Annotated in this window: 25 protein-coding genes; 16 read left to right on the forward strand and 9 right to left on the reverse strand. The window is 35.6% G+C overall.

Annotated elements, in window-relative coordinates; translation table 11 throughout:
* Window positions 1-4 precede the first annotated feature (4 nt).
* Window positions 5-685, forward strand: coding sequence for a type 1 glutamine amidotransferase domain-containing protein (locus tag PUH65_RS14050; protein WP_305520658.1), 681 nt, complete (start codon window positions 5-7; stop codon window positions 683-685).
* 93 nt (window positions 686-778) lie between these two features.
* Here PUH65_RS14050 and PUH65_RS14055 read toward each other — a convergent pair whose 3' ends face one another.
* From PUH65_RS14055 to PUH65_RS14070, 4 genes are all read right to left on the reverse strand, one after another.
* Window positions 779-1,603: an alpha/beta hydrolase gene (locus PUH65_RS14055; RefSeq protein WP_305520659.1), complete on the reverse strand. Its 825-nt coding sequence runs from the start codon at window positions 1,601-1,603 to the stop codon at window positions 779-781.
* Window positions 1,604-1,733: 130 nt separating this feature from the next.
* Window positions 1,734-2,234 (reverse strand): peptidylprolyl isomerase, encoded by a 501-nt coding sequence (locus PUH65_RS14060; protein WP_305520660.1) that lies wholly within the window; start codon window positions 2,232-2,234, stop codon window positions 1,734-1,736.
* A gap of 209 nt (window positions 2,235-2,443) precedes the next feature.
* Entirely contained in the window at window positions 2,444-4,561 is a 2,118-nt protein-coding gene (locus PUH65_RS14065) for a type IA DNA topoisomerase (RefSeq protein ID WP_305520661.1), read from the reverse strand.
* A gap of 227 nt (window positions 4,562-4,788) precedes the next feature.
* Window positions 4,789-5,679, reverse strand: a complete 891-nt coding sequence (locus PUH65_RS14070; protein WP_305520662.1) for a M23 family metallopeptidase — start codon at window positions 5,677-5,679, stop codon at window positions 4,789-4,791.
* Window positions 5,680-5,911: 232 nt separating this feature from the next.
* Here PUH65_RS14070 and PUH65_RS14075 point away from each other — a divergent pair, with 232 nt between their 5' ends.
* From PUH65_RS14075 to PUH65_RS14110, 8 genes are all read left to right on the forward strand, one after another.
* Window positions 5,912-6,934 carry an NAD(P)H-dependent glycerol-3-phosphate dehydrogenase gene (locus PUH65_RS14075; protein ID WP_305520663.1) on the forward strand — a complete coding sequence of 341 codons (1,023 nt, stop codon included), beginning with the start codon at window positions 5,912-5,914 and terminating at the stop codon, window positions 6,932-6,934.
* The gene (locus tag PUH65_RS14080; RefSeq protein WP_305520664.1) at window positions 6,934-7,602 is read left to right on the forward strand and encodes a hemolysin III family protein; all 669 of its coding nucleotides are present in this window, start codon (window positions 6,934-6,936) and stop codon (window positions 7,600-7,602) included. Before PUH65_RS14075 ends, PUH65_RS14080 begins: the two co-directional genes overlap by 1 nt.
* 252 nt (window positions 7,603-7,854) lie before the next feature.
* Complete coding sequence (gene mqo, locus PUH65_RS14085) at window positions 7,855-9,360, forward strand: malate dehydrogenase (quinone) (RefSeq protein ID WP_305520665.1); 1,506 nt, start codon at window positions 7,855-7,857, stop codon at window positions 9,358-9,360.
* A gap of 31 nt (window positions 9,361-9,391) precedes the next feature.
* Window positions 9,392-9,781 (forward strand): hypothetical protein, encoded by a 390-nt coding sequence (locus tag PUH65_RS14090; RefSeq protein WP_305520666.1) that lies wholly within the window; start codon window positions 9,392-9,394, stop codon window positions 9,779-9,781.
* Between the two features lies 1 nt (window position 9,782).
* Window positions 9,783-10,259 carry a hypothetical protein gene (locus PUH65_RS14095; RefSeq protein ID WP_305520667.1) on the forward strand — a complete coding sequence of 159 codons (477 nt, stop codon included), beginning with the start codon at window positions 9,783-9,785 and terminating at the stop codon, window positions 10,257-10,259.
* Window positions 10,256-10,873, forward strand: coding sequence for a DUF1684 domain-containing protein (locus tag PUH65_RS14100; protein ID WP_305520668.1), 618 nt, complete (start codon window positions 10,256-10,258; stop codon window positions 10,871-10,873). Before PUH65_RS14095 ends, PUH65_RS14100 begins: the two co-directional genes overlap by 4 nt.
* A gap of 68 nt (window positions 10,874-10,941) precedes the next feature.
* Complete coding sequence (locus tag PUH65_RS14105; protein WP_305520669.1) at window positions 10,942-11,751, forward strand: glucose 1-dehydrogenase; 810 nt, start codon at window positions 10,942-10,944, stop codon at window positions 11,749-11,751.
* 165 nt (window positions 11,752-11,916) lie between these two features.
* A complete protein-coding gene (locus PUH65_RS14110; RefSeq protein WP_305520670.1) occupies window positions 11,917-14,565 on the forward strand; it encodes a glucosidase in 2,649 nt (882 codons plus the stop codon).
* 148 nt (window positions 14,566-14,713) lie between these two features.
* On the opposite strand, the gene mtaB is transcribed toward PUH65_RS14110, so the two are convergent.
* The 3 genes from mtaB to PUH65_RS14125 form a co-directional block, all read right to left on the reverse strand.
* Window positions 14,714-16,063, reverse strand: coding sequence for a tRNA (N(6)-L-threonylcarbamoyladenosine(37)-C(2))-methylthiotransferase MtaB (mtaB, locus tag PUH65_RS14115; protein WP_305520671.1), 1,350 nt, complete (start codon window positions 16,061-16,063; stop codon window positions 14,714-14,716).
* 126 nt (window positions 16,064-16,189) lie between these two features.
* Entirely contained in the window at window positions 16,190-16,771 is a 582-nt protein-coding gene (locus tag PUH65_RS14120; protein WP_305520672.1) for a hypothetical protein, read from the reverse strand.
* 95 nt (window positions 16,772-16,866) lie between these two features.
* Window positions 16,867-17,457 (reverse strand): DinB family protein, encoded by a 591-nt coding sequence (locus PUH65_RS14125; RefSeq protein WP_305520673.1) that lies wholly within the window; start codon window positions 17,455-17,457, stop codon window positions 16,867-16,869.
* Between the two features lie 215 nt (window positions 17,458-17,672).
* Between PUH65_RS14125 and PUH65_RS14130 the strand changes: the two genes are divergently transcribed.
* From PUH65_RS14130 to PUH65_RS14140, 3 genes are all read left to right on the forward strand, one after another.
* A complete protein-coding gene (locus PUH65_RS14130; protein WP_305520674.1) occupies window positions 17,673-18,506 on the forward strand; it encodes a DUF3667 domain-containing protein in 834 nt (277 codons plus the stop codon).
* Between the two features lie 93 nt (window positions 18,507-18,599).
* Window positions 18,600-20,258, forward strand: coding sequence for an alpha-glucan family phosphorylase (glgP, locus tag PUH65_RS14135; protein ID WP_305520703.1), 1,659 nt, complete (start codon window positions 18,600-18,602; stop codon window positions 20,256-20,258).
* A gap of 83 nt (window positions 20,259-20,341) precedes the next feature.
* Window positions 20,342-21,448, forward strand: a complete 1,107-nt coding sequence (locus PUH65_RS14140; protein WP_305520675.1) for an FAD-binding oxidoreductase — start codon at window positions 20,342-20,344, stop codon at window positions 21,446-21,448.
* Between the two features lie 60 nt (window positions 21,449-21,508).
* Here PUH65_RS14140 and PUH65_RS14145 read toward each other — a convergent pair whose 3' ends face one another.
* Entirely contained in the window at window positions 21,509-22,531 is a 1,023-nt protein-coding gene (locus tag PUH65_RS14145) for a T9SS type A sorting domain-containing protein (protein ID WP_305520676.1), read from the reverse strand.
* A gap of 231 nt (window positions 22,532-22,762) precedes the next feature.
* Here PUH65_RS14145 and prfB point away from each other — a divergent pair, with 231 nt between their 5' ends.
* The 3 genes from prfB to PUH65_RS14160 all read left to right on the forward strand — a co-directional run bounded on the left by prfB (window position 22,763) and on the right by PUH65_RS14160 (window position 25,655).
* Window positions 22,763-23,875, forward strand: a complete 1,113-nt coding sequence (gene prfB, locus PUH65_RS14150) for a peptide chain release factor 2 (RefSeq protein ID WP_305520677.1) — start codon at window positions 22,763-22,765, stop codon at window positions 23,873-23,875.
* A 41-nt stretch (window positions 23,876-23,916) separates the two neighbouring features.
* Window positions 23,917-24,885, forward strand: a complete 969-nt coding sequence (locus tag PUH65_RS14155; protein WP_305520678.1) for a sterol desaturase family protein — start codon at window positions 23,917-23,919, stop codon at window positions 24,883-24,885.
* A 74-nt stretch (window positions 24,886-24,959) separates the two neighbouring features.
* Window positions 24,960-25,655 carry a DedA family protein gene (locus tag PUH65_RS14160; protein WP_305520679.1) on the forward strand — a complete coding sequence of 232 codons (696 nt, stop codon included), beginning with the start codon at window positions 24,960-24,962 and terminating at the stop codon, window positions 25,653-25,655.
* 100 nt (window positions 25,656-25,755) lie between these two features.
* On the opposite strand, the gene PUH65_RS14165 is transcribed toward PUH65_RS14160, so the two are convergent.
* Window positions 25,756-26,124, reverse strand: coding sequence for a glyoxalase (locus PUH65_RS14165; RefSeq protein WP_305520680.1), 369 nt, complete (start codon window positions 26,122-26,124; stop codon window positions 25,756-25,758).
* Between the two features lie 166 nt (window positions 26,125-26,290).
* Here PUH65_RS14165 and PUH65_RS14170 point away from each other — a divergent pair, with 166 nt between their 5' ends.
* Window positions 26,291-26,620, forward strand: a complete 330-nt coding sequence (locus PUH65_RS14170) for a helix-turn-helix transcriptional regulator (protein ID WP_305520681.1) — start codon at window positions 26,291-26,293, stop codon at window positions 26,618-26,620.
* The last annotated feature ends 34 nt before the right edge of the window (window positions 26,621-26,654 follow it).

Raw genomic sequence — 26,654 nt, forward strand, 5'->3', positions numbered from 1 at the left:
AAATATGAAAATATTATTTGTCTTAACATCACACGATCAATTAGGAAATACCGGCGAGAAAACTGGATTCTGGATCGAAGAATTCGCAAGTCCTTATTACTATTTAGTAGATAAAGGAGTTGAGGTGACGTTGGCTTCTCCAAATGGAGGTCAACCACCAATTGATCCAACCAGCGACAAACCTGAAAATCAAACAGAATCAACCATCAGATTCAAAGCGGATAAAGAATTACAGGAAAAATTAAGCAAAACGCACAAACTTTCCGAGGTTTCATCTGAAGATTACGACGCTGTATTTTATCCGGGCGGTCACGGACCGTTATGGGATTTGGCAGAAAGCGAAACTTCCGCAAGATTGATTGAGAGTTTTTACAATTCCAACAAACCTGTATCTTTCGTTTGTCATGCTCCGGCTGCTTTGAAACATGTGAAAAATTCGGATGGAGAACCATTGGTAAAAGGTAAAAAAGTAACTGGATTTACCAATACCGAAGAAGCATTAGTACAATTGACCGATGTTGTTCCATTTTTAGTTGAAGATATGTTGAAGGAAAATGGCGGAATCTACAGCAAAAAAGGAGATTTCGAAGAATATGCAATCGAAGACGGACTGTTGATCACGGGACAAAACCCGGCTTCATCAGAAAAAGTGGCTGAATTGTTATTGGCTCAACTTCAAAAATAAAATCGATTCGTTTCGATTATTAATTTAAATGTTCCAAAGTGAGTTTTCGCTTTGGAACATTTTTTTATTAATGGGCTTTTTAAAATCAAACAGTTATTTCCTGTTCTTTTTCATAAAATTTACAATTTCTGTCGAGCGATTATTCCACGGAAAGAAATATTGCAGCACCATTGGAATATGTTTTTTATTAATGATAATCGGTTTTATATCAGGTTGAAATTGATTTAATTTTTTCAGAAAATGTTCATTCGCAGTCGTAATGGACGGATAAGTTTTGGCGCCAACATAAATTAAAAATGGTGGCGATTTTTCGTTTAAAAAATTAATCGGTGAAGCCTCATACCAATTCTTCGGATCATTGCTCCAGGTTGCGAGATAATCATCTTCGTAGGTGGGCGGATATTTTTGCAGATAATCTTTCATATCGATTCCAGCGCCATCATTTAAAATAATTCTAGAAATCGAATTTTCGTCAACTCCAAATTTTGGATTTAAAACCGCAGAAGCAACCAACTGTGCACCTGCAGAATGTCCGGTCACAAACAGTTGCGATGAATCGCCATGGTATTTTGAAATATTTTTCTGCACCCATTTTATAACTTCTGCAATTTCAGTGGTCATTTGATCCACATTCGCTTTTGGACTTAAAGTATAATCCGGAATAATAGTAATCACATCTTTCTTCGCAAAGTTCCGACCGAAAAATCCATACTGATTTTTATTTCCGCTGTTCCAGTTTCCACCGTGAACAAAGATTAAAACCGGCAGTTTATTATTTTCAGAATGATTGGGAACGAAGACATTTAATTTTAAATTTTCTTTAGCCGACGATTGTCCATAAACCACATCTTTATATTTTCTGGACTGACAGTTCATGAAGAGTAAAGATCCAAGCATGAGATAAATAATTTTTCGCATAATTAAAATTACGAGTTTCTCATCGAATTGGTTTTAAAAAATGTTTTTTTATTTCTGAAAATAGGGTAGAACTAGAGCGCAAAAAAAACTGCGACAAAATCGCAGTTTTCATATTTAGAAAAAATTCTAATTAGTGTTCTTCATGTCCATCAACGCCATGCGCGTGACCATGCGATAATTCTTCTTCAGTTGCCGGTCTGGTTGCTGCAACTTCAATATCGAAATGCAAAGTTTTTCCAGCCATTGGGTGGTTAAGATCAACCGTTACTGCTTCATCAGATACTTCTAAAACAACTCCGCTTGCAGGATTTCCCTGTGCATCTTGCAAAGGCAACATTGCACCAATTGGTGGCAAACCTGATTGTTCAAACATAGCAATTGGTAACTGTGCAATTGCATTTTCTATTTTGTCACCATATCCTTCTTCTGGAGTAATGGTAAAAGATTTTTGATCTCCTACTGCTAAACCGTGAATGTTTTCTTCAAACTTTGGCAACATCATACCTACACCATATAAAAAAGCGAAAGGATTTTCAACGTCAGTTTTTTCGATGAACGTTTTTTCACCATTTTCTTCAATGGCGTTAAGCGTGTAATGTAGTTCTACTACATGATTTTTGTCTATTGTCATAATTGGTCTGTTATCAAGGAGTTCTAAATCCTATTATTAAAATTGTGTGTTTTAATGGGTAACTTTTAGGGTAATCCTAATTTTCGGTAAAGGTAGTATTTTCAATTAAACTGATATAAAGAATAATTAATGGCCCCAAATTCAATTATTAAAGAAGCATCTGTCTGTCCTTTAGAGGAGATAAAAACATTGCGTCTTTGCAGGAAATCTTAATCGGATTTTAATTCTATTTTAAAATCATCCGTTAAATGTAAAGTTCCTTCAATAAAACTTTCCGGATGTTCTGTGAACCCTTTTAATTTACTCGATTTCCCTTTATTAATGAGGTCTTGAATTTGTTTCTCAGTCAGTTTTTTTCCGAATACCATAAAAGGAACTTTAAAACCGCATCCTTTGTAATTCGAACAACCGATGGCCGTTTTGCCTTTCATCAGTTTGTTTTCTTTGCATTTCGGACAATCTGTTTCTTCCCAAATAATGGCCACGATTTTTCTTGGCGTTGGTTCTTTCTTTTCTTTCGGCTTTACTTCTTCCTGAAAAGAAATAACTTTCGCTTTTTCGTTGATGACGCTTCGGGTTAAATTGGTGACCATTTCGATCAACTCATCTTTGAACAGAGAAGCATCATATTCACCACGCTCAATTTTCCTCAATTTAGATTCCCATTCTCCCGTTAATTCGGGACTTTTCAATAATTCATCCTGAATGGTATCTATCAATTCAACACCCGTAGAAGTCGCAAAAATATTTTTCTTTTTCCTTTCGATGTATTTTCGTCTGAAAAGCGTTTCGATAATATTGGCTCGTGTTGAAGGTCTTCCGATTCCATTATTCTTCAACATTTCGCGCAGTTCTTCATCATCAACCTGTTTCCCGGCAGTTTCCATTGCCCGCAGTAAAGTTGCTTCCGTATACGCTTTTGGCGGACTGGTTTTTCCCTGATGAATTAAAGGTTTATGAGGGCCTTTTTCGCCAACTTTAAATTCAGGAATGGTTTGCTCTTCCTCTTTTTCCTTCTTTTCGGTTTCTTCTTTTTTATCTTTAATATAAACTTCTCGCCAACCCAATTCCAGGATTTGTCTTCCGGTAGTTTTAAAAGGAATTGTTCCTACCTGACCTTCCACCAAAGTATTTGATATTTTACATTCCGGATAGAAAACGGCGATGAACCTTTTCGCTACCAAATCATAAATCAGTTTTTCGTCTCTGCTTAAACTGGAAGATGGTGGAATTTCTGTCGGAATAATCGCGTGGTGATCCGTCACTTTAGTATCATCAAAAACAGTTTTAGATTTTGGAATCGGTTCTGCTAAAAGTGGCGCTGTCAATTCCTGGTAAAAGTTCATGCTCTGTAAAATTCCCGGAATCTGCGGATGTAAACTCTCCGACAAATAAGTGGTATCAACACGCGGATAAGTCGTGTGTTTCTTTTCGTATAAACTTTGAATATGCTTCAGCGTATTTTCGGCGGAGTAACCAAACTTCCTGTTGGCTTCAACTTGTAAAGCAGTTAAGTCAAAGAGTCGCGGATTTTTTTCTTTACCTTCTTTAATTTCAAAAGAGACGATTTCGAACTCATTTTGCTTTAAATATTCTAAACCTTTTTCGGCTTTTTCTTTCGTTTTTAAACGGTCGATGGCTGCACTGAAAATAACATCCCGATACTTTGTTTTCAGTTCCCAATATTCTTCGGTGCTAAAAGCATCGATCTCTTTTTGTCGCTGAACAATCATTGCCAAAGTTGGCGTTTGAACCCGACCAATTGAAAGTACACTTTTGTTCCCACCAAATTTTCGAGTGAATAAACGCGTCGCATTAATTCCTAAAAGCCAGTCGCCAATTGCTCTCGCGTTTCCGGCCTGATAAAGATTGTTATAATCTTCTGCTGGTTTTAATTTGGCAAAACCTTCTTTAATGGCAACTTCAGTCAATGAAGAAATCCACAATCTTTTCATAGGTTTTTTACATTTTGCTTTGTGCAAAACCCACCTTTGAATGACTTCTCCCTCTTGCCCGGCATCACCACAATTAATTACTTCTTCACAATCGGTAACCAGTTTTTCAATGATTTTAAATTGCCTTTCAACTCCGGAGTTTTCGATTAGTTTAATTCCAAAAGGTTCCGGAATAATGGGAAGCGTAAATAGATTCCACGCTTTGAGATGTGGACTGTAATCATGCGGTTCTTTCAATGTGCACAGATGCCCAAACGTCCAGGTTACCCAATAGCCGTTGCCTTCGAAATAGCCTTGCTTAGGTACATCTGCTCCTAAAACTTTGGCAATATCTCTGGCAACACTGGGCTTTTCAGCAATACATAATATCATAATTCAACTTCATTTTTGGACGAGGTGCAAATTTGAGTAAATTTTTCTGAACAGACGGTTTAAATAAAATGAAAAAAATATTCTTTAATTCAATTATTACTTTTAGGGAACTTGCGCTTATTAACCCTGTCAAGGTTTTAACCCTTGACAGGGTTAATAGAAATGTTTTTAAATAAAAAAACGCTCCCAATAAATTAGAAGCGTCCCTATTTTAAAAATTGAGTTGATTACAAATTCATAAATAATTTCGGATTAACCGGCGTATTGTTTTTATGAACTTCATAATGAAGATGAGGTCCGGTTGAACGACCTGTGTTTCCTGATTTTGCAATCACATCATTCACCTTTACCACATCGTTTGCTTTTACAGAAATACTCGATAAATGTCCGTACAAAGTATCCAAACCGTTTCCGTGAGAAATGATAACGCAATTTCCGTAACCGCCTTTAACACCTGCGAAAATTACTTTTCCGGCTGCAGCACTTCGAACATCGGTGCCATAAGCAACCGCAATGTCTAAACCTTTGTGAAACTGAATCTGATCCTTTTCCGCCGGCGAATTGTTCTGACTGGCAATTACTGGAGCCGCCTTTTTAATAACATTCCCTAAACTGTCTTTTTCTTCCACAATTTTCGGTTCTGCTTTTGGAGATTTCATAGAAGCCAACATAACCGTTTTGGTCGGAATAGGATTAATTCGCTTTCCAAACTGAGAAGAAATATAACCATCAGTCGGAATTCCCAAAGGAACTTGCTGTAATTTATTCTGTAAATCAACCAGATGTTGGCTGTAACGGTTGGTTTGTTTTGCCAGATAAACGGCATTGGAAATGCTGTCTTTTGCGAGCATTTCTATTTTTCCGTCAGATAGATTTTTTGAGGCTAAAAAAGAATTCAGTTCGCGAACGGTATTATCAACTAAGGTGAGATTGTTTTTCATCTCCATATAATCGATGCTGTCTTTTTCAGTTTTAATCGGAACCAAATTTACTTGATACGATTTATCATCTTTTTCAGAATACAGTTTAGCAATAAACAAAGATTGTCCGAAAATGACTGCTGCTAAAATTCCTAATATTAAATTTAGGTTTTTCTTACTGCTTAAAAAGTTCTTCATTTTTAAAGTTGTGGTTATCAAAAAATTGAGACTGCAAATTTATAAAATATTTTTAAAAGCGATTTTTAAGATAAAATGGGATTTCTGCAAAACATGATTTTTATACAGATCCACGGTTTCATATGCTTTTTTACTAGTTTATTGTGTGTAATAATCCATAAACCTTTAATATATTTGTAGTAAAGATATTCACCGGTTCAGAAAGTTTCAAACCGCACCTCAATTTTTAATTATGACAAAAAAGAAAGATTCAAAATCGCAAACTCAAAATACATCTGTCGGTGTAGTTGGAAGTGGAAGTTTTGCCACCGCTATTGTAAAAATGCTGGTGGAAAATAGTCAAATGGTGCATTGGTGTGTAAGAAATGAATATGTAAAAGGAGCTATTGAGCAACGTGGTCATAATCCTAATTACTTAACTTCGGTTTCATTCGATAAGAAAAATCTGCAAGTTACTACCGATATCAACGAGTTGGTGTCGGCGTGTGAAGTGGTGGTATTGGCAACACCTTCCATCTATCTTTCAGATGCTATGGATAAAATGACCTGTAATTACGAAAATAAAATTTTTGTTTCCGCCATTAAAGGGATTGTTCCAAAAGTGAATGATGTGGTGGCGCACTATCTTCGTGACGAATTTAAAATCGGTTTTCGAAATCAAGCCGTTATTGCTGGTCCTTGTCACGCAGAAGAAGTTGCCATGGAACGTTTGTCCTATTTAACAATTGCCGTTGCAGCAGATGAGGTTGCGAAAAAATTGAAAGATTTATTTTCTTCTGATTTTATTAATGTGCATTGCAGCAGAGATATTTTGGGAAATGAATACAGTGCAATTTTGAAAAATATTTATGCAGTCGGCGCTGGAATTTCCAGCGGGTTAGGCTACGGAGATAACTTTACCGCAGTTTTTGTTTCTAATGCCGTTCGCGAAATGGAAATCTTTTTGGAAGCAGTTTACGAAGTTCCGCGTGATGTAAATGAAAGTGCCTACCTCGGCGATTTGCTCGTTACCGCATATTCGTTATTTTCTCGAAACCGAAATCTGGGTAATCTCATCGGAAAAGGGTATACCGTAAAATCTGCCATTCAGTCGATGAATATGATTGCCGAAGGATATTACGCCGCCGATTCTGTGTACCATACGGCGAAAAGTAAAAAACTGAAAACGCCAATTATCGATACGATTTATGGAATTCTGTACAAAGAAAAAAACGCTGAAACTGAATTTAAAAAATTAACCTTACTTCTCAACTAGTGAAAACCAGGACTAAATATACTGCCCAAACCTATTCGGTTTTAGAAGAGCAGCTCAATGTTTGGTCTCATTTTATCGGTTTGCTTTTAAGTATTGGAGGTTTGGTTTTACTGGTTCTTCGCGCCCTTGAGTTAGGAAGTAATCTCGCCCTTCTTAGTTTTTCCATTTTTGGGGTGAGTATGATCGTTCTTTATCTCGCGTCCACTTTATATCACTCTTCGAAAGATCCATTATTAAGATACCGACTTAATATCTTCGATCACGCTGCGATTTATGTTTTGATCGCAGGAACTTATTCGCCCTTTGCATTGGTTTCTTTGAGTGGGAGAGAAGGATATACTATTTTCGTGGTCGTTTGGGGAATTGCTTTGGTCGGAATTGTTTTTAAACTTTTCTTTATTGGTAGATTTAATTTAATGTCGACCATTTTGTATGTCGGAATGGGCTGGTTAATTATTTTCAGTTTTGAAAGTTTGATGTATAATCTGGATTTCCATGGTTTGGTTTGGTTAATCGCGGGCGGGATTTCCTACACGCTGGGCGCAGTTTTGTACAGTATTCATAAAATAAAATTTAATCATTTTATCTTTCATCTTTTTGTTTTATTAGGAACATTCTGTCATTTTGTTTCCATCTATTTCTATGTAATTCCTATTTCTAAAGTTTAAGGATTTTTCTATTCGTCGATGATTAGAATTACGCTTATAATTTTTAATAATTTTCGTCATAAAAAATGTGAGCCGTTTTCTGAAATCTTCTCATTAAAATGAACCTTAGGATTAAAAAGGATTTGGATAAATGTTTTACATTTTTAATGATTTGATCCTGTTTTTAAAATATGGTTTAAGTTTATTTTAACAATTATTTTACTCTTTTAAACAAAATTTTTCCCGAAATTCGTAATCCTAAAACATTATTTTATGCCTTTAACAGCCAATTATAAACCGATTAAACCTTATTATGATGTCGTCCTCATCGGTGGCGGGATCATGAGTGCTACGTTAGGAACACTTTTGCACGAATTAGATCCTACACTTAATATTATTATTTTCGAAAGACTCGGGCGTTTTGCACGTGAAAGTTCTGCCGCCTGGAATAATGCGGGAACGGGACATTCCGCTTTCTGTGAATTAAATTATACGCCGCAAAAAAAAGATGGTTCCATTGATATTTCCAAAGCGGAGAATATTGCCGAACAGTTTGAAATTTCAAAGCAATTTTGGTCTTATCTAGTATCCAAGAATTATATCGACAAGCCCAAAGATTTTATCAATTCTTGTCCGCACATGAGTTTGGTTTTTGGGAAGGACGATGCAGCGTTTTTGAAAAAACGACATGAAAAAATGACGCAGTCTCAACTGTTTAAAGGAATGGAATTTACGATGGATCACGATAAACTTCGCGAGTGGATTCCTTTAATAATGAGCAAAAGAAAAGACACTGAAATACTCGCTGCCACTAAAATGGATATGGGAACCGATGTTAATTTCGGTTCATTGACGCGAAAAATGGGCAGATTCTTAGCCGAAGATTCTAATGTTGATGTTTACTTATACCACGACGTGAAAGATATTGATCCTAGAGAAGATGGTAAGTGGAACCTTAAAGTAAAAGACCGCTTGCACAGCAGATTATACGATATCACTGCAGGTTTCGTATTTATTGGCGCAGGTGGTTATGCGTTGCCCTTACTGGATAGTTCAGATATTCCCGAAAGTGAAGGATATGGTGGTTTTCCCGTTTCTGGGCAATGGTTGGTTTCTCACAATCCCGACCTCATTGCAAAACACCAGGCGAAAGTTTATACACAGGCGACTGTAGATGCGCCGCCAATGAGTGTTCCTCATTTGGATTTAAGAATTATCGATGGTAAAAAAGCGTTGTTATTCGGGCCATTTGCCGGCTTTTCTACTAAGTTTTTAAAAGAAGGTTCTTACCTTGATTTACCCGAAAGTGTTAATTTGAAAAACATTCGATCACTGTTTGGTGCGTGGTGGCATAATTTGCCTTTAACGCAATATCTGGTAAGACAAGTTGCAATGACCAAAGTTCAGAGAATGCAGCATTTAAGAGAGTTCGTAAAAGATGCGAAAGAAGAAGACTGGGAATTAAAAGTGGCTGGACAAAGAGTTCAAATCATTAAAAAAAATGATAAAGAAGGCGGCAAATTAGAATTCGGGACAGAGGTTGTAGTGAATAAAAATGGAACGATTGCGTCGTTATTAGGCGCTTCGCCAGGTGCTTCTACCGCTGCGTTTGCAATGCTTCAGGTTCTGGAAAAATGTTTTCCGGACAAAGTTGCAAATGAATGGAAAGAAAAACTAATTGAAATCATTCCAACCTATGGTCAAAAGTTGGCGGAAAATCCCGAACTTACGGAAAGTATTAGAAAAGTAACCAAGGAAAAACTCGAACTTAATTATTAGCAATTACTCATTACCCATTGCTTATTTAAATATGACGACCATTGCAAAACCCATCATTTCGCAGGATCTTCTGGAAGCACTTCAGCCAAAGGTAGCGGTTGAAAAGCAGGTCATCGTGCATTGTTGTTTTCCCGCAACTGCATCTTCGGATATGTTGATTCGGATTTGGCCTTCTACTTTTTTAGTTGATGAAAGTTTAGGTCATAAAAGTACGCTCATTCATCATGAGAATATTTCGCTTTTCCCTTACTGGACGGAAGTTCCACCCATGAAGGATTATTGGTTCACCTTGATTTTTTCTGGTTTGCCGAAAGAGTGTACAAGTTTTGACCTAAAAGAAGTAATTCCGCAAGAAGGTGGCTTTTGGATAAAAGACATTAAACGAAATGGCACCGATGTTTATAAAGTTAAAATTGAATAAAATGAAGAAAATTTATTTGCTGTTAATGATTTCTGTTTTGCTAGGGAGTTGTAGTTCCCGTTATACCACGGTTTCTTTAAATAAAATAGATAATGAAAGAAAAAATATTGCCCAAAAATTTGTAGAAACCTATTTCGCAAAATGTGAAAATAAGGATTATTCCGAGTTTGAAGGTTTTAATATTTCGAAAAAATTTCAGGCGAAACTGGCTTCTGACTCCCTCAAAAAAAGTTGCAATTACTTTAATTATAAAAATGGAAAAGTGAAACTTGAAAAATTGGTTTCTGTTCATTCAGGCACTTTCCCAAAAGATTTTCTGGATATTTTCAATTTTAAATTAAAGACTGAAAAAAGTTCGGAACCAGTTTATCTTCATCTGGGCATGTATCGCGACCAGAATTATATCGAAATCCCTTTTTACTTTTCAGCAGATGAAAATTATTTCGAAACCATCAGAAAGAAATATTACAAAAAATGAAAAACATCCTCATTTTATTAATTTCTTTCTTGGCAATATCGTGTGTGTCACAACCAGCCGAAAAAGAAACTGCGGATATCAAAAAGTTTCAAAATCAACTCAATGCCGAGTATAGAAATCCGAAAAAAACTCCATTGCGTGGAAGTAATTTTAGCGATTTCAAAGAACATCCGTTCTTTCCTATTAATTTAAAATATAAGATTGCGGCAAAATTTACAAAGACCGAAAATACCCAGTCTTTTGAACTCCCAACCTCTTCTGGAAAAACCAGAACCTACCGTGAATTTGGTAAAGCAACCTTTGTTTTAGAAGGTCAGGAACTCACTTTAACGCTTTATCAAAATTTAGCATTAATCAAAAAGAATAAATATAAAGACCATCTTTTTCTCCCTTTTCGAGATGCAACCAAATCGATCGAAACCTATGGCGGTGGAAAATATATGGATTTAAAAATTCCAACTGGAGAGGTCATTGTTTTAGATTTCAACAAATCTTATCATCCATATTGTGCCTATAATGCGTTCGATTACAACTGTCCTATTGTGCCGGCGGAAAATATTCTACCGATAAGAATCGAAGCAGGAGTAATGTATGAAGATGTTTATCATCATTAAAAATAGATTTTAAAAATTTGGCTCGATACTTTCTCTATCAGTATGCATCAAAAAAATAACGTGATACTATGGAAGTTTCTCTCAAAAATCAAGTCGCTATTATTACAGGTTCTTCAAGTGGGATCGGAGCAGGAATCGCCAAATCTATGGCAGAATCCGGTGCAGAAGTCGTTATTAATTATCCTTTCGAAGGAGCATTGGATCAGGCAAATGCAGTCTTGAAAGAGATTACCGACAAGGGCGGAAAAGGAATCACTTACCAATGCGATGTTTCCAAAGAACACGAGGTAATTAAAATGTTTCAGGATGTTGTAAAACAATTCGGAACCGTAGATATTTTAGTCAATAACGCCGGAATTCAAAAAGATGCAAAGTTTACAGAAATGACTTTGGATGAATGGAATGCTGTGATTGGAATTAATTTAACCGGTCAGTTTTTATGTGCCCGGGAAGCCATCAAGGAATTTCTCCGCAGAGGAATCGACTCTTCTCGCTCCGTGGCTTGCGGAAAAATTATTCATATTTCCTCCGTTCACGAAATTATTCCCTGGTCCGGACATGCCAATTACGCCTCGAGTAAAGGGGCAATCAGAATGTTGATGCAGACTTTAGCGCAGGAATATGGTGCAGATAAAATCCGGGTGAACTCAATTTGTCCTGGTGCCATTCAAACTCCGATCAATAAAAATGCGTGGCAAACTCCTGAGGAATTGAATTCTTTACTTACTTTAGTTCCCTATAACAGAATTGGACAACCTGAAGATATTGGGAATCTTGCGGTTTTTCTAGCGAGCGACAAGTCCGATTATATAACGGGAGCCAGTATTTTTATCGATGGTGGAATGACTACTTTCGAGAGTTTCTCGGAAAACGGGTAATTTTTTTTGGGCGCCTTTTTCCGTCTTCCATTCCCGCTTTTTTGTTCCTCGTTCCTCGTCGCAAAAAGAGCTCCACTCAAGCCGGGGCGCAGTTTCGCTAGATTATCAAGTGGTTTTTCAATTATAAATTTCTATAATAATAAATGTCTTTAAATTTCAAATACGATGACTGAAGAAAACAAAAGATTACCAGATCTCGCTTGGAAAAAATGGGGTCCATACGTCGGTAATCGCGAGTGGGGTTTGGTTCGCGAGGATTATAGTGCCAATGGTGACGCCTGGAATTATACCGACCACGATACCGCCGAAGCAAAAACCTACCGCTGGGGCGAAGAGGGAATTTGCGGTATATGTGATGACAAACAAATTGTAGTTTTTTCTTTAGGTCTTTGGAATAAAAAAGATAAAATGGTTAAAGAACGGTTTTTCGGTTTGACCAACGAACAGGGGAATCATGGTGAAGATGTAAAAGAATATTATTATTATTTAGACAATACGCCGACACATTCTTACATGAAGATGCTTTATAAATACCCCCAAAATGCCTTTCCTTATGAAGAGCTAATTAATAGAAATGCAATTGCTGGAAAACAAAATCCTGAATATGAACTCATTGATACTGGGGTTTTTGACCAAAATGAATACTTCGATATCTTCATTGAATATACCAAATCTTCTCCCGAAGATATTTTAATCAGAGTTACAGTAACCAACAAGTCCGTGAATAATGCTCCATTGCTATTGTTACCAACCATTTGGTTTCGCAATTCCTGGAGTTGGGGTTATGATGATTATCGACCGCAATTGAGTGCAACCGATTCTCATCGAATCACCATTAATCATAAAGATTTATCGATGAAAAATCTTTATGCAAACCAATCATCAGAAGTTCTATTTTGCGATAACGAAACCAATAATCAAAGATTATACAAGGTGCCAAATGCAGGTCAGTTTTGCAAAGATGGCATCAACGATTTTATTATTAATGGAAATAAAAATGCAGTTAATCCAGCAAATAATGGGACAAAAGCAACATTTGTTATTGACGAAATCATCGATGCAAATGCGACGAAAATTTTTGAATTCAGATTATGCGATAAAGATTTAGAAAATCCTTTTTTAGATTTTGATTCCATTTTTGCACAACGAAAATTAGAGTCCGATGATTTTTATAAAGATTTGCAAAAGGGAATTCAAACAGATGACGAAAAATTAGTTCAAAGACAAGCCTTTGCCGGAATGCTGTGGAGCAAACAATTCTATCATTACAATATTGAAAAGTGGTTAGAAGGTGATCCTGCTGAAATTCGACCCCCAAAATCTCGAAAGCATATCAGGAACGAAGAATGGGGAAACTTCAATTCTATGAATATAATTTCCATGCCCGATAAATGGGAATATCCGTGGTTTGCAACTTGGGATTTGGCCTTTCATACCTTAAGTTTTGCCGTTATCGATGCCGATTTTGCTAAGCAACAATTAAAACTTTTAACGCTTGAATGGTTTATGCATCCCAACGGCCAACTTCCGGCATACGAATGGAATTTTAGCGATGTCAATCCGCCAGTTCATGCCTGGGCGGCTTTTAGGGTTTTTAAAATTGATGAGGTAGAAAAAGGAAAACCTGATTTGGAATTTTTGGAAGGTGTTTTTCAAAAATTATTAATGAACTTCACTTGGTGGGTCAACAAAAAAGATAAAAACGGAAATAATATTTTCGAAGGCGGATTTTTGGGCTTAGACAATATTGGGATTTTTGATCGCAGTGAAAGTTTACCGCACGGAGAGAATTTAGAACAAGCCGATGGAACAAGTTGGATGGCCATGTTTTCTTTGAATATGATGAGGATTGCGATGGAACTCTCGCTCTACAATAAAGTTTATGAAGATTTGGCGACCAAATTTTTCGAACATTTCTTGAGTATCGCAAATGCGCTTGATAATATGGGCGAGAATGATTTTTCACTTTGGGATGATCAGGACGAATTTTTCTATGATGCTTTGCAGTTGAAAGATTGCACCAATATGTTTTTGCGAATCCGAACCATCGTAGGGTTAATCCCCATGTTTGCGGTGGAAGTTATCGATGAGGAAATGCTCGACAAATTACCGGCTTTTAAAGAAAGAATGGATTGGGTTCTGAAAAATAAACCAAAATTAGCCTCGCTCGTTTCCCACTGGGAAGTAAAAGGCGATGATTCTAAACACTTATTATCTTTGTTAAGAGGTCACCGTTTGAAAAAATTATTGGAGCGAATGTTGAATGAAAAAGAATTTTTGAGTGATTATGGAGTCCGGGCTTTATCAAAAGAATACGAAGAAAATCCGTTCCATATTAAATTAGACGAAATAGATTATACGGTGAAATATCTGCCGGCAGAAAGTGATAGTGATATGTTTGGCGGCAACAGCAACTGGCGCGGACCCATTTGGTTTCCGGTGAATTTTCTAATTATAGAAAGTTTGCAGCGATTCTTCTTCTATTACAGCCCAGATTTTAAAGTTGAGTGTCCCACGGGAAGTGGTAACTATCTCAATTTAGATGAGATTGCTGATTTTCTGCGCAAACGTTTATCGAATATTTTCTTAGAAAATGAGAATGGTAAACGCCCTTTCAATGCGCAATATCCAAGATTTCAAGAGGATAAAGATTTTAAAGATTATATCTTATTCTATGAATATTTCCATGGAGATAATGGCCGTGGAGTAGGAGCATCTCATCAAACCGGCTGGACGGGGTTAATTGCTAAAATGCTGCAACCACGCTTTACTCAACTGAAAATGGCAAAAGCGCAAACCGAAACTCCGACATAATTTTATTTTTGGAAATTCAACAAATTATTTAAACCCAGCATTTTCTAAAACAGCCTTAATTTCCTTCATTTCTTAACTGAAAATTTGAGGTTTAAATTCTCGTATTAAAAAAGGTCTATTTAGCAAAAATTAAGGATATTGGCTTAGATTATACTTTACTCAAAAACTCTTCAAATGCTGGAAAAACAGAAACAGTTCCATCGCTTAGAATTTTATTTAGTTTTAAAAATTCGATTTGATTAATAGAGTTTTCATCAAATGGTTTTTGAACACGCACATAATTTTCGGTAAATCCGAACATTAATCCGTTTTTGTTTTCATGTTCCCAAAGAACCGGAAGCGTTTTCCCTAACTGCGTTTGATAGAAAGCCATTTTCTTTTTCTCCGACAGAATTCGAAGCATTTTGTTTCTTCGTTTTCTTTCCGGAATTGGAATAACACCGTCCATTTCTGCAGCTTCTGTATTTTCTCTTTCAGAGTAAGTGAAAACGTGAAGATAAGAAATCGGCAATTCATTAATGAAATTATAAGTTTCTAAAAATTTCTCTTCGGTCTCGCCCGGAAATCCTACAATCACATCAACACCGATACAGGAATCTGGCATCACTTCGCGGATTTTTGCAACGCGGTTTGTGTAGATATTCGTTAGGTAACGGCGTTTCATTTTTTTTAATAAATCGTCGCTTCCACTTTGTAACGGAATATGGAAATGCGGCACAAAACGTTTGCTTTTCGCAACCAGTTCTATGCTTTCATCTTTCAATAAATTTGGTTCAATCGATGAAATCCGAATTCTTTCAATTCCTTCAACTTGATCTAATTCTGAAATTAAATCCAGGAAAGTATGTTCGTGTTTTTTATTACCAAATTCACCTTTACCGTAATCACCAATATTTACTCCAGTTAAAACGATTTCCCGAATTCCTTTTTGGGCGATTTCTGTTGCATTTTTAACCACACTTTCTATGGTGTCAGAACGGGAAATCCCTCTGGCTAATGGAATCGTACAATACGTACATTTATAATCACAGCCATCTTGCACTTTCAAAAACGCACGCGTTCGGTCGCCAATTGAATAACTTCCGATAAAGAAATCTGCTTCATCAATCTCACAAGAATGAATGATTCCGTGGCTTTCTGATTTCTGTAAATCATCAAGATAACTTAAAATATTAAATTTTTCTTTCGCCCCCAAAACCAAATCAACGCCTTCGATTGCCGAAATTTCTTCCGGTTTTAATTGGGCATAACAACCTAGGATTACAACCAAACCGTCGGGATTGGCTTTCATTGCACGCTTTACATGAAACTTGCATTCCCGATCTGCATTCTCTGTAACCGAACAGGTATTGATGATATAAACATTTGCCGGTTCATCGAAACTAACTTTTTCATAACCAGCACCCGTTAACTGACGGGCAATAGTAGAAGTTTCGGCAAAATTAAGTTTGCAACCTAAAGTATGAAATGCGGCCCTTTTTATTTGTAAATGTTCCATAATTGAATGGTGCAAATTTAAAGATTATTTTTTTTGCAGAAGTGGAAATCATTTTGCAAAAAAAATCACACCGTAATTTGATTTTCTTTAACAAACTAAAATTAAATTTAAAATGAATAAGTTCACCTAAATTTGGATAATATTTTTATAACTATTCTCGGGAAGTTTCCAGGAACAGGCTTTGGCTTCTTCAGACAGATAAGCGATTCTGCGTGTTTCTGTATCGAAAATACGAACACCTTCTAACCTTAATTTTGGAGTTCGGTAAACGTGAATACTTACAGAAATTCCTTCAGAATTATTGATGATGGAATTAATGTCGGTTTGTTCCTCCATTAATAAATCGCCCATTCTGGCAGTTGCTTTGGAGTCATATTCGATAAAGTTTGAATTCTCCCGATAACTCACTTCGGTCAAACTACCTTTTAAAACTTTGATTTTTGCTTCGTAATTAGAATGATCGCGGATTGCAGAATAATGATTAACTCCCCAAATCTTCAAGGCGGCCACAAATTCACCATGATAAACTGGGATTCGCATAAAGGTTTCATCTGGAACTTCTAGAGGAGTAATTTGAAAAAGTTCATCGAAATCCTTAAACTGAAAAGTGAAAAGCAAGTCGCAAACATCGTCGAAACTTAAGTTCTTCTTCGTCTTTAAATCCAGTAAAATTTTTTCTAAATTTTGTATTTCACCATTTGTTTTCATGCCATTGAGTTTAATGATGTAAATTTAAGCGCAACTTGTAAAATTTGATAAAAATTCCTGCTGACTTATATCAGATGTGATTTATATCAGAATTCTTAAATTTTATAATCATCGCGCACTTCATCACTTTTTGCAAAACAAACAGGGGACGAGTTTTCTTGAATCACCGATGATTCCTGATTTTTTAACATTTCAATAGTAGACTTTTCGGATTTGTTTTTAGCAATCGATAAGGATTTCCACTCCTCGTTTTTGAGCATTTTTCCTATATAAACGATTTGTCCAACGTGATATGGATAATGAGCAATTTGCCTAATCACCGCATCTAAAACAGTGATTTTTTCGTCACGAATGGAGATAAATTGATTCCAGTTTTCATCTTGAATTTGGTTTAAAGCCTCAAATAAAATCGACCAGGCTTTGTGCCAAATCTCCAGCATTTCTGTTTTAGATTTAAGATCATTTTCAAATTCTGAATCTCTGTTGCGCCAAATTTTTTCGCCGTCTTCGGTTAGAAAATTTGTCCATCGTGATTGCATATTTCCAGCGAGGTGTTTAACGATCGTTGCGATGGAATTACTTTCTTCATTATACTTCCAAAATAGGTTTTCCTCAGAGATTTGGTCAAAAGTTTTTTCCGCAAGTTCTTTATAATATTGGAACCGTTTGATAAATAGATTTTTCATTTTAATAAATTTAATGAAAATTGAGTCTATCAAATTTAGTGAAAGTAATTTGTGTAAAATTATTTTTCTAAGATCATTTATTCGTAATTTCTTTTTTTTTATTTTATTATAAAGTTTTGTTAATTAATAAATTAAGTGCTTTTAATGATGATTATTTTCTTTTAAAATCATTAAAAATGTTCTTTTGAATTTGTAATTTTGATAAAAATAATGTCATGATTGGGCTTGAAAACCGATGCAAAAATTGCAATCAGCATTTACATCTTGATCAGAAGTATTGTCACGCTTGTGGTCAAAAAACAGATACGCATCGTATTAATTTTCATTTTCTTCTTCATGAAATTCAGCACGGCATTTTTCATGTAGATGGCGGAATTGTTTTTACCCTGAAAGAACTTTTTACCCGACCTGGCCACACGTTACGTGAGTATCTGGAAGGAAAACGGAAACCGCATTTTCCACCCATACTTTTTGTTTTAATTATGGGATCTGTCTGTGCACTGATTCAATTTTTTTTAAATCATAAAGTAGAAAAAAAAGAAGATTCTATTCTTGAAACCAATTTATCAAAAAATGATATTGGACAATACATCGATTTTAAAGGGTTTGTTGCCTATTTTACCCATATTTTCGAATGGCTGGAAGAACATCTTGCTTTTACGATTTTACTAATGCTTCCTATTTGTGGTCTGGCTTTCTTTCTAGGATTTAGAAAATATAAATATAATTATTCAGAATGGTTAGTAATTCTTCTTTTTCTGGCAGGACAGTGTTTAACGGTTTATGTTTTCTTTATTTTTATCAATCATTTTTTAGGAGATTTTAATTTGATTTTCTACCTGATTTGTTTCGCACTTGTTACTTTTTGTCTTATTCAATTATTTAATAAGCGCGGAAAATGGTACGTTATATTAAGAGTATTCTGGTCGGTCTTTCTAAGTTATTTCTTTTCCGTCATCTATATTGTTTTTGCGATTCTTATCATGATTGCAGTAGGGTTGGTTTTATATGGCTACGACAATATTATTCCCAGGCTTTTGAATAAATAATGATAAGTGACAGCAATTCAAAAATCAGGGGTGCATCTATTACAAACAAAAGTTTTAATCAATACATTTGTACTTCAATTTTAATTAAAGATGATGGATTTTAAAAACTTTACGATGCCCTTTAGCATCAACCCCAATTACTCAAAAAAAGTCGCTTATTTTTCTATGGAATTTGCTATTGATCAGGCCTTAAAGATATATTCTGGAGGGCTCGGATTCTTAGCAGGTTCTCACATGAGAAGTGCTTACAATCTTAAACAGGATTTAGTTGGAATTGGTATTTTGTGGAAGTTTGGTTACTACGACCAATCCCGAAATCATGATCAAACGTTACAGCCAACTTGGACCAGAAAAATGTATTCTTTCTTACACGATACGGGAATTAAATTTCAAATCGAAATTCATTCTGCACCAGTTTGGGTAAAAGTTTATTATCTGGATCCAGAAATTTTCCACACGGCACCGATGTTCTTGCTGTCAACCGACGTTCCGGAAAATGATCATATTTCGAAAACCATTTGTCACCGTTTATACGATGCCAATGAATCTACCAAAATCGCCCAATACATTTTACTCGGAAAAGGAGGTGCGAAATTATTAGATATGATGAATTTTGAGAGAGAAGTTTATCATTTAAACGAAGCACACGGACTTCCAGCAGCATTTTATCTGTTGAAGAAATTCGGTGGAGATCTGGAGAAAGTAAAAGAGAAATTAGTTTTCACAACGCACACCCCAGAAGAAGCAGGAAACGAAAAGCACAATATTTTCATGTGTCACGATATGTCCTACTTTTCTGGTTTATCCATTGATGAAGTAAAAAGTATTGAGGGAGTGGAAGATGACCGTTTCAACCATTCTCTTTGTGCATTGCGAATGGCGAGAATTGCGAACGGAGTTTCTCAACTGCACGGTGTAGTCTCTAATCAAATGTGGAATAAGTATTCTAAAATTTGCGAAATCAAAGCGATTACCAACGCACAGGAATATAAATACTGGGCAGACAAACCTTTGTATCAGTCCAAAGATGAAGATGATGCAACCTTATTTGATTTCCGAAAAAAACATTTGAAGAAAAGGTTCTTTAAAATTGTAGCGGATCAAACCGGAAATTTATTTGATTCAAATGTATTTACCATTGTTTGGGCAAGAAGATTTGCGGGCTATAAAAGAGCAGATTTATTGCTTCATGACAAAGAGCGATTTGAACGATTATTAAACAATCCCAAATATCCGGTTCAAATTGTCTGGGCAGGAAAACCATATCCAATGGATTATTCCGCGATTTCTACTTTCAATGGTTTGGTAGAAGCGAGTAAAAATTATAAAAATGTTGCTGTCCTTACAGGTTATGAACTGGCATTGAGTAAATCGATGAAGCAAGGATCAGATTTGTGGTTAAATAATCCTCGAGTTCCGAGAGAAGCTTCTGGAACTTCTGGTATGAGTGCTGCGATGAACGGTTCTGTAAACTTATCAACCGACGATGGTTGGATTCCAGAATTTGCGAAACATGGCGAAAACTCTTTCGTAGTTCCAAAAGCAGATTACGACAATATGAGCGTTTATGATCAGGATAATTATGACCTCAATAAATTGTACGAAATTTTAGAAAACGAAATTATTCCAATGTACTACGACCGTCCGGATGAATGGCGTAAAGTTCAGCAAAACGCGATGGATGATGTTAAAGTTGCCTTTAATTCTGACCGTTTGGCAGATGAATATTACAAACAGATTTATACAAATTAATTTTTTTTCATTAATAGAAATCCGTCTCGCTATTTAGCGAGACGGATTTTTTTGTTTATTTTTAAGGTGAAATAAAAACACTTATGAATCCAAGTATTTGGGAACTCGAAACTTTTTACAGAAAAAGAGACATCATCATTATTGGTGCAGGATTCACTGGATTATGGACTGCGATTTCCATTAAAGAAAAGTTTCCCAAAAAATCAGTTCTGGTTTTAGAAAGAAGTGCGATCCCGATTGGTGCTTCCAGTAGGAATGCGGGTTTTGCCTGCTTTGGCAGTTTAACAGAAGTTATTGCTGATTCCGAAAAAATGGGCTGGCAAAAAACAGTAGAATTAGTGAAAATGCGTGTTGATGGTTTGCAGAAAATTAAAACCTATTTTAAACCCGAAACGATTGATTTTGAATTATGTGGCGGTTACGAAATTTTGAATAATGATTCTGCTTTATCTCAGCTAGATGAAGTTAACGAGCGATTAAAAAACATTACAGGAATTTCCGAAACATATTTTCTGAGCAATTCGAAAATCGCAGAATTTGGTTTAGGGAAAACGAATACTTTAATCGAAAACCCAATAGAAGGAAGTTTGCATTCTGGGAAACTACTATACCAACTTTTGCAGAAATGTCATAATTTAAAAATTGAATTTCTTTTTGGAACAGAGGTTTTAGCGATTAATGAAACTTTTACTTCTGTTAAATTAAGTACTGAAAGTATCGAATTAGAAACTGAGAAATTAGTGATTGCAACCAACGCCTTTACCAAAAAATTATTTCCAGACATCAATTTAGTTCCCGCCCGCGGTCAGATTTTAGTCAGCGAAACAATTCCTGATTTGAAGTTGAAAGGGACTTTTCATTATGATGAAGGTTTTTATTATTTCAGAAATTTGGGCAATCGTATTTTATTAGGTGGTGGTCGAAATCAGGATTTCAAAAATGAAGAAACAACTGAATTTTCTACGACCGAATTTTTGCAAAATCATTTAGAACAATTTTTAAAAGAGGTGATTTTACCCAATCAAAATTTTAAAATCGCACACCGCTGGTCCGGAATTATGGCGATGGGAATTGAAAAATCTCCCATCATCGAAAAGATTTCAGATCGTCAAATTGCTGCAGTTCGCCTTTCAGGAATGGGGGTTGCTCTTGCTCCAAAAGTGGGAGAACTCGTTGCAAAGTTGATTTAAAAAATAAAAAAACCGCCTCATTATTTGAGGCGGTTTGCTTAGTAAATTATTCTATTAAAATTAATTCTTAATTAATTTGGTTACTTTAATGGTAGAGCCATCTTTTACTTTCACCATATACGCTCCTTTGGCTAAAGACGAAATATCGTATTGATCAGCAACTTTAAATTCTTTCACCATTTTACCACTCATATCGTAAAGCGAAACTGTAGTTTTTGCTTTTTCAGTTTCAGCAGGCAAAGCCAATTTAAAATAATCAGACGTTGGGTTCGGATAAACTCTTACTCGGTTATCCATTTGTCTTGTTTCTGTAGTACCTAAAGCTTCTGCAGTGTAAGTGATTATAAATGGCATATCTTGTGCGAAATCTGGTGCAGGGTCTGGATTTCCTGTATCAACAAGTGGCATCCACCCAGCCGCAGGACCTTGGTATTGCAATCCATTAAAAGTCGGCAAACCTCTTGTTCCAGGGATGGTTACACCTGGTGCAAACCCGGCATTTTTACCTGCATCTTCAAATTGATATTTTACCCAATATGTTCCTTGATTTAAGGTGACAGGAGTGCTGGCTTTCGTATTCCAAATTTTACGAGTTTGTCCTACAGCACTTCCTGGAGGCGGCACTGTAGAATTAAAGATACGATACATTTTGGAATCGGTCCCAGATACGAAGCGGTTGGTAGTATCATCACCAAAAACACTTGCACTGCTAGGAAGTTGAGGACTTCCATCTAATATATTTACATGAATTATTGGATAGGGTGCTGTTGTACCAGTGTAACCTGTTCTGTAAATAAAGAATTCCATTTCCGTAATATTCCACTTTTCACCGGCAGGAACTGTAAAATCATCTGCAAGGAAAAAAGCAGTTGTCGTTGTTACAACTGCCGCAAAACCTGAATTGGTATTAGACTCTGTTATGTTTCCGGTTTCGTTCTGAACTTCCGCCCAAGTGTATCCTGCTGGAGCAGCGACGCCACTGTTAGAGGTCGCTCCCGTGCTTAAGCCACCATTGTTGTACACTTGCGATTGTGCAGTAGTAGAAACTGCCAAGCCAATCGCCAAAAATAAAAGTTTTTTCATTATAAAATATTTAATTGGTTTGTTTTTTAAATATACAAATAATTTTGCTAAATAATAAAAATTACATAAATTTTTACCTTTAATTATGAATTATTGTTAAGGAGTTGTCCGTAAAAATTGCTAATATCGTTATTATGTAGATTGCTGTTCTGATTTTATTTTTAAGAAAAGGAAATCTAAATTATTTTGCTAATTTATTTTAAAACATTTTTAATTATTTTTGCATCACTTATGATCAACACCGACCAAATAAAAGACGTTCAAGCCAGAATAAAAGAACTGTACAAATACCTTCAAATCGATAGAAAGAAAATCGAAATTTCTAACGACGAAGAAAAAACCGTATCGCCTGAATTTTGGGACAATCCGAAACAGGCTGAAATTTTCATGAAACAACTTCGCTCCAAGAAAAAATGGGTGAACGATTATGAAGAAATTTTTGCCCGTTTCGAAGATATTCAGGTATTGATGGAATTTGCAAAAGAAGATCCGGATTCCGAAAAAGAACTCACTGAATCTTTTCCCGTATTGGTAAAAAAAATTGAAGATCTAGAATTTAAAAATATGCTTTCTAACGAAGGCGATGAACTTTCTGCTGTGCTACAAATTACGGCTGGTGCGGGTGGTACAGAATCTTGTGACTGGGCTTCTATGCTCATGAGAATGTACACCATGTGGGCAGAAAATCAAGGCTATAAAATTCGCGAACTGAATTATCAAGATGGGGAGGTTGCCGGTATAAAAACGGTGAGTTTGGAAATTGATGGTGAATTTGCATTCGGCTATTTGCGTGGCGAAAATGGTGTTCACCGTTTAGTCAGGATTTCGCCTTTCGATTCAAATGCGAAACGACATACCAGTTTTGTGTCGGTTTACGTATATCCTTTGGTAGATGATACCATTGAAATTAATATTAATCCTGCAGATATTTCCTTTGAAACCATGCGTTCCAGTGGTGCAGGTGGACAAAATGTAAATAAAGTAGAAACCGCAGTTCGTTTGCGTCACGCTCCGACCGGAATTATTATTGAAAACTCAGAATCCCGTTCTCAACTTCAAAATAAAGAAAAAGCCATGCAATTGTTACGTTCCCGTTTATATGAAATGGAATTGGAAGAGCGTATGAAAGCACGAACGGAAATTGAAGCTGGCAAAATGAAAATCGAGTGGGGAAGCCAGATTCGGAACTATGTGATGCATCCTTACAAATTGGTAAAAGATGTTCGTTCTGGTTACGAAACCTCTGATGTTGATGGCGTTATGAATGGTGATTTAACTCCATTTCTAAAAGCATTTTTAATGGCGGATGGAACCGCAGTTGAAGATGATGATTTTACACTATAAATTTATATTGATAGTTTTAAAATTAAAAGAATATCAAAATTTTGAAAGAAACAGTCACTCAATTTTTCAATAACCTTGGTTTGTTCAGTCCGTTGGATTTTACAGATCCGGTGACTTATTTTGTTCCCGGATTTATTCTTTTGATTTTAGGGGAAACATTTTTATATCAAATTCCTCAAAAATTATTTACTAAGAAGTTGGTCAAAGATGAACTTTCCAGTGTTGGATTGGGTTTGGGCGCAATGTTTTTGGATTTTGGGATGAAAGCTATTTCGCTTTCCTATTTTTTCTGGATTTACAACCATCTCAGATTAACCAATTTTTTTGGAATTGAGAATTTTTCGGAATTTTTCACTTTAAAATGGCAACTCGAACATTGGTGGTTATGGATTTTGGTTTTGATCGTTCAGGATTTTGGGTTTTACTGGCATCATCGTTTGAGCCATAAAATTCGGCTGCTTTGGACGGGACATGTTAATCATCATTCTGCGACGCACCTTAGTTTTGCGATTGCTTTGCGACAAGGTTGGTTCGAAATTATATACCGCGATATCTGGTATATTCCTTTTGTTTTGGTGGGTTTTCACCCAATTATGATTGCGATGATGCATCAAATTAATTTAATTTATCAGTTTTGGCCCCATACCAATGCAATCGGAAAACTCGGGTGGTTCGATAAAATTTTTAATTCACCGTCCAATCATCGCGTGCATCATTCCCGAAATATTTCAGATTTAGACAAAAATTATGGTGGAATATTGATGATTTGGGATCATCTTTTTGGAACTTATAAAGCTGAAAATAAAAAAATCGAAGAATACGGAATTCTACATAACATTCAAACTCACAATGTTTTCCATATCGTTTTCGATGAATTGGGTAATCTAATAAAGGATGTGAAATCTGCTCCGAATTTTAAAGCGAAACTGAACTATATTTTCAATGCGCCCGGTTGGAGACATAGTGGAAAAGATGAACGGATTGCCACCTTGCAAAAGAATTCAAATTAATTATTTGTTAAATAAACTTAAATAATTTTCATTACCGATTTTAATAAAGTATTTTTGTTTTTTTTAGAAAATATATGGGAAATTTCGAAAGTTGGAAGGATCTTTTAAATCCTGAATTTTATATACAAATGGGCGGTTTCTGGCTCATTTTATTTATCATTTTTGCTGAAACAGGTTTGTTCGTTGGGTTTTTTCTACCTGGCGACAGTTTACTTTTTGTATCTGGAATCTACGCGGTAGAAATTATTAAAGAAACTTTTGGTTCTACCGGAAGTGATTTATTGGATACCACAATCTTAGCGACCTCGGTTGCAATCGCTGCCGTTATTGGTAACGAAATCGGTTACTGGTTTGGGTTAAAAGCGGGCCCCGCTTTATATAAAAGAGAAGATTCATTCCTTTTCAAAAAGAAATACCTTTTCCAGGCACATGATTTTTTTGAAGAACATGGCGCACTGGCTGTGATTATGGCGAGATTCTTACCAATCGTAAGAACCTTCACTCCAATTGTTGCGGGAATTGTGAAGATGGATAAAACCCGATTTTTAATTGATAATATTATTGGTGCGTTTTTGTGGTCGTTCTCTTTAATTTTTGCTGGACATTATTTGGATGCCTTATTTAAAAACCAGTTCGATATTGATTTGAAATCGCATTTAGAAATGATCATCATCATTATCGTATTGATTACAACCGTTCCAATTGTCGCGAAATTTTTCTTCGGAAAAAAGAAAGAAGAAGTGAAGAATGATATCGATACTGACGGATAACATGATCTTATAAAAATATAAAACAGCATTCTTCTGAATGCTGTTTTTTTGTGATATTTAGAAATCTTTCAGAATTTAAAATGTGTAGAAGAATTGAGAATTATTTTGTTTCGCTCTTTAATCTCTCGATCAGCATGGTGATTATTCTTCTGTTATATTCTTTGCTTTCTAAATTGTAGGTTTGTAATTCTTCAAAGGTAAACATACCTATCGTTATTCCGATAAAGGTGTTTTTTAGAACCATATCTTTCTGAAGACTGAGTTCAATAAAGGTTCTTTTTTTTGCTCCAGTTAACGAGTCATAATTTGATTTTTGTCGAGTAGCATACGCTGCAAATAAGGAGGAGTAAATTTCGTGTTGTAGTTTTAGAATAGGTCTTAAAGTTTGGTTTTGAAACAGTTCTTTCGGTGTACTTGTCTCTATAATTGGGAGTTCTAAAGTCGGTCTTATATCTAATTTACTGATCATCGTAATCTATTTTGGTAAGGTATTATTTGCCTCTTGGTTTCGAGCAAAAATAGGCTTTATTTTCATTGCATTCTTTTTTACTTCTATAAAAAAATAAAAATTTTCATTAAAATAAAGTTGAAATTTAAAAGTCATTATCGTAATATTGCAATATTAAAATAAGATAATGGGAGCGAGTAAAACAGAACACTTTTCGGAGCAGCAAAATGAAATGGCAAAGATTGCAAAAGCCTTGGCGCATCCGGCTCGGATTGCGATTCTGGAACATCTTTTAAAAGTGAATGAATGCATTTGCGGAGATATTGTTTCTGAACTTCCACTAGCACAACCAACTGTTTCTCAACATTTAAAAGAAATGAAAAATGCCGGACTCATCAAGGGAACGATTGAAGGCAATTCTGTCTGTTATTGTCTTAATGAAAAAACCATCGAAAAACTCCATCTCTATTTTAAAGAAATTTCAATCAACTTATCCGAAAGAAATACGTGTTGTTAAATATTTAATAACATCATCAATCATCTAACACCCA

This window comes from Kaistella sp. SH40-3, assembly GCF_030686865.1.
Classification (GTDB): domain Bacteria; phylum Bacteroidota; class Bacteroidia; order Flavobacteriales; family Weeksellaceae; genus Kaistella.

Coding starts and splice junctions, on each gene's coding strand:
- PUH65_RS14050 (WP_305520658.1), top strand. CDS start 5: ATGAAAATATTATTTGTCTTAACATCACACGATCAATTAGGAAATACC.
- PUH65_RS14055 (WP_305520659.1), bottom strand. CDS start 1,603: ATGCGAAAAATTATTTATCTCATGCTTGGATCTTTACTCTTCATGAAC.
- PUH65_RS14060 (WP_305520660.1), bottom strand. CDS start 2,234: ATGACAATAGACAAAAATCATGTAGTAGAACTACATTACACGCTTAAC.
- PUH65_RS14065 (WP_305520661.1), bottom strand. CDS start 4,561: ATGATATTATGTATTGCTGAAAAGCCCAGTGTTGCCAGAGATATTGCC.
- PUH65_RS14070 (WP_305520662.1), bottom strand. CDS start 5,679: ATGAAGAACTTTTTAAGCAGTAAGAAAAACCTAAATTTAATATTAGGA.
- PUH65_RS14075 (WP_305520663.1), top strand. CDS start 5,912: ATGACAAAAAAGAAAGATTCAAAATCGCAAACTCAAAATACATCTGTC.
- mqo (WP_305520665.1), top strand. CDS start 7,855: ATGCCTTTAACAGCCAATTATAAACCGATTAAACCTTATTATGATGTC.
- PUH65_RS14090 (WP_305520666.1), top strand. CDS start 9,392: ATGACGACCATTGCAAAACCCATCATTTCGCAGGATCTTCTGGAAGCA.
- PUH65_RS14095 (WP_305520667.1), top strand. CDS start 9,783: ATGAAGAAAATTTATTTGCTGTTAATGATTTCTGTTTTGCTAGGGAGT.
- PUH65_RS14100 (WP_305520668.1), top strand. CDS start 10,256: ATGAAAAACATCCTCATTTTATTAATTTCTTTCTTGGCAATATCGTGT.
- PUH65_RS14105 (WP_305520669.1), top strand. CDS start 10,942: ATGGAAGTTTCTCTCAAAAATCAAGTCGCTATTATTACAGGTTCTTCA.
- PUH65_RS14110 (WP_305520670.1), top strand. CDS start 11,917: ATGACTGAAGAAAACAAAAGATTACCAGATCTCGCTTGGAAAAAATGG.
- mtaB (WP_305520671.1), bottom strand. CDS start 16,063: ATGGAACATTTACAAATAAAAAGGGCCGCATTTCATACTTTAGGTTGC.
- PUH65_RS14120 (WP_305520672.1), bottom strand. CDS start 16,771: ATGAAAACAAATGGTGAAATACAAAATTTAGAAAAAATTTTACTGGAT.
- PUH65_RS14125 (WP_305520673.1), bottom strand. CDS start 17,457: ATGAAAAATCTATTTATCAAACGGTTCCAATATTATAAAGAACTTGCG.
- PUH65_RS14130 (WP_305520674.1), top strand. CDS start 17,673: ATGATTGGGCTTGAAAACCGATGCAAAAATTGCAATCAGCATTTACAT.
- glgP (WP_305520703.1), top strand. CDS start 18,600: ATGGATTTTAAAAACTTTACGATGCCCTTTAGCATCAACCCCAATTAC.
- PUH65_RS14140 (WP_305520675.1), top strand. CDS start 20,342: ATGAATCCAAGTATTTGGGAACTCGAAACTTTTTACAGAAAAAGAGAC.
- PUH65_RS14145 (WP_305520676.1), bottom strand. CDS start 22,531: ATGAAAAAACTTTTATTTTTGGCGATTGGCTTGGCAGTTTCTACTACT.
- prfB (WP_305520677.1), top strand. CDS start 22,763: ATGATCAACACCGACCAAATAAAAGACGTTCAAGCCAGAATAAAAGAA.
- PUH65_RS14160 (WP_305520679.1), top strand. CDS start 24,960: ATGGGAAATTTCGAAAGTTGGAAGGATCTTTTAAATCCTGAATTTTAT.
- PUH65_RS14165 (WP_305520680.1), bottom strand. CDS start 26,124: ATGATCAGTAAATTAGATATAAGACCGACTTTAGAACTCCCAATTATA.
- PUH65_RS14170 (WP_305520681.1), top strand. CDS start 26,291: ATGGGAGCGAGTAAAACAGAACACTTTTCGGAGCAGCAAAATGAAATG.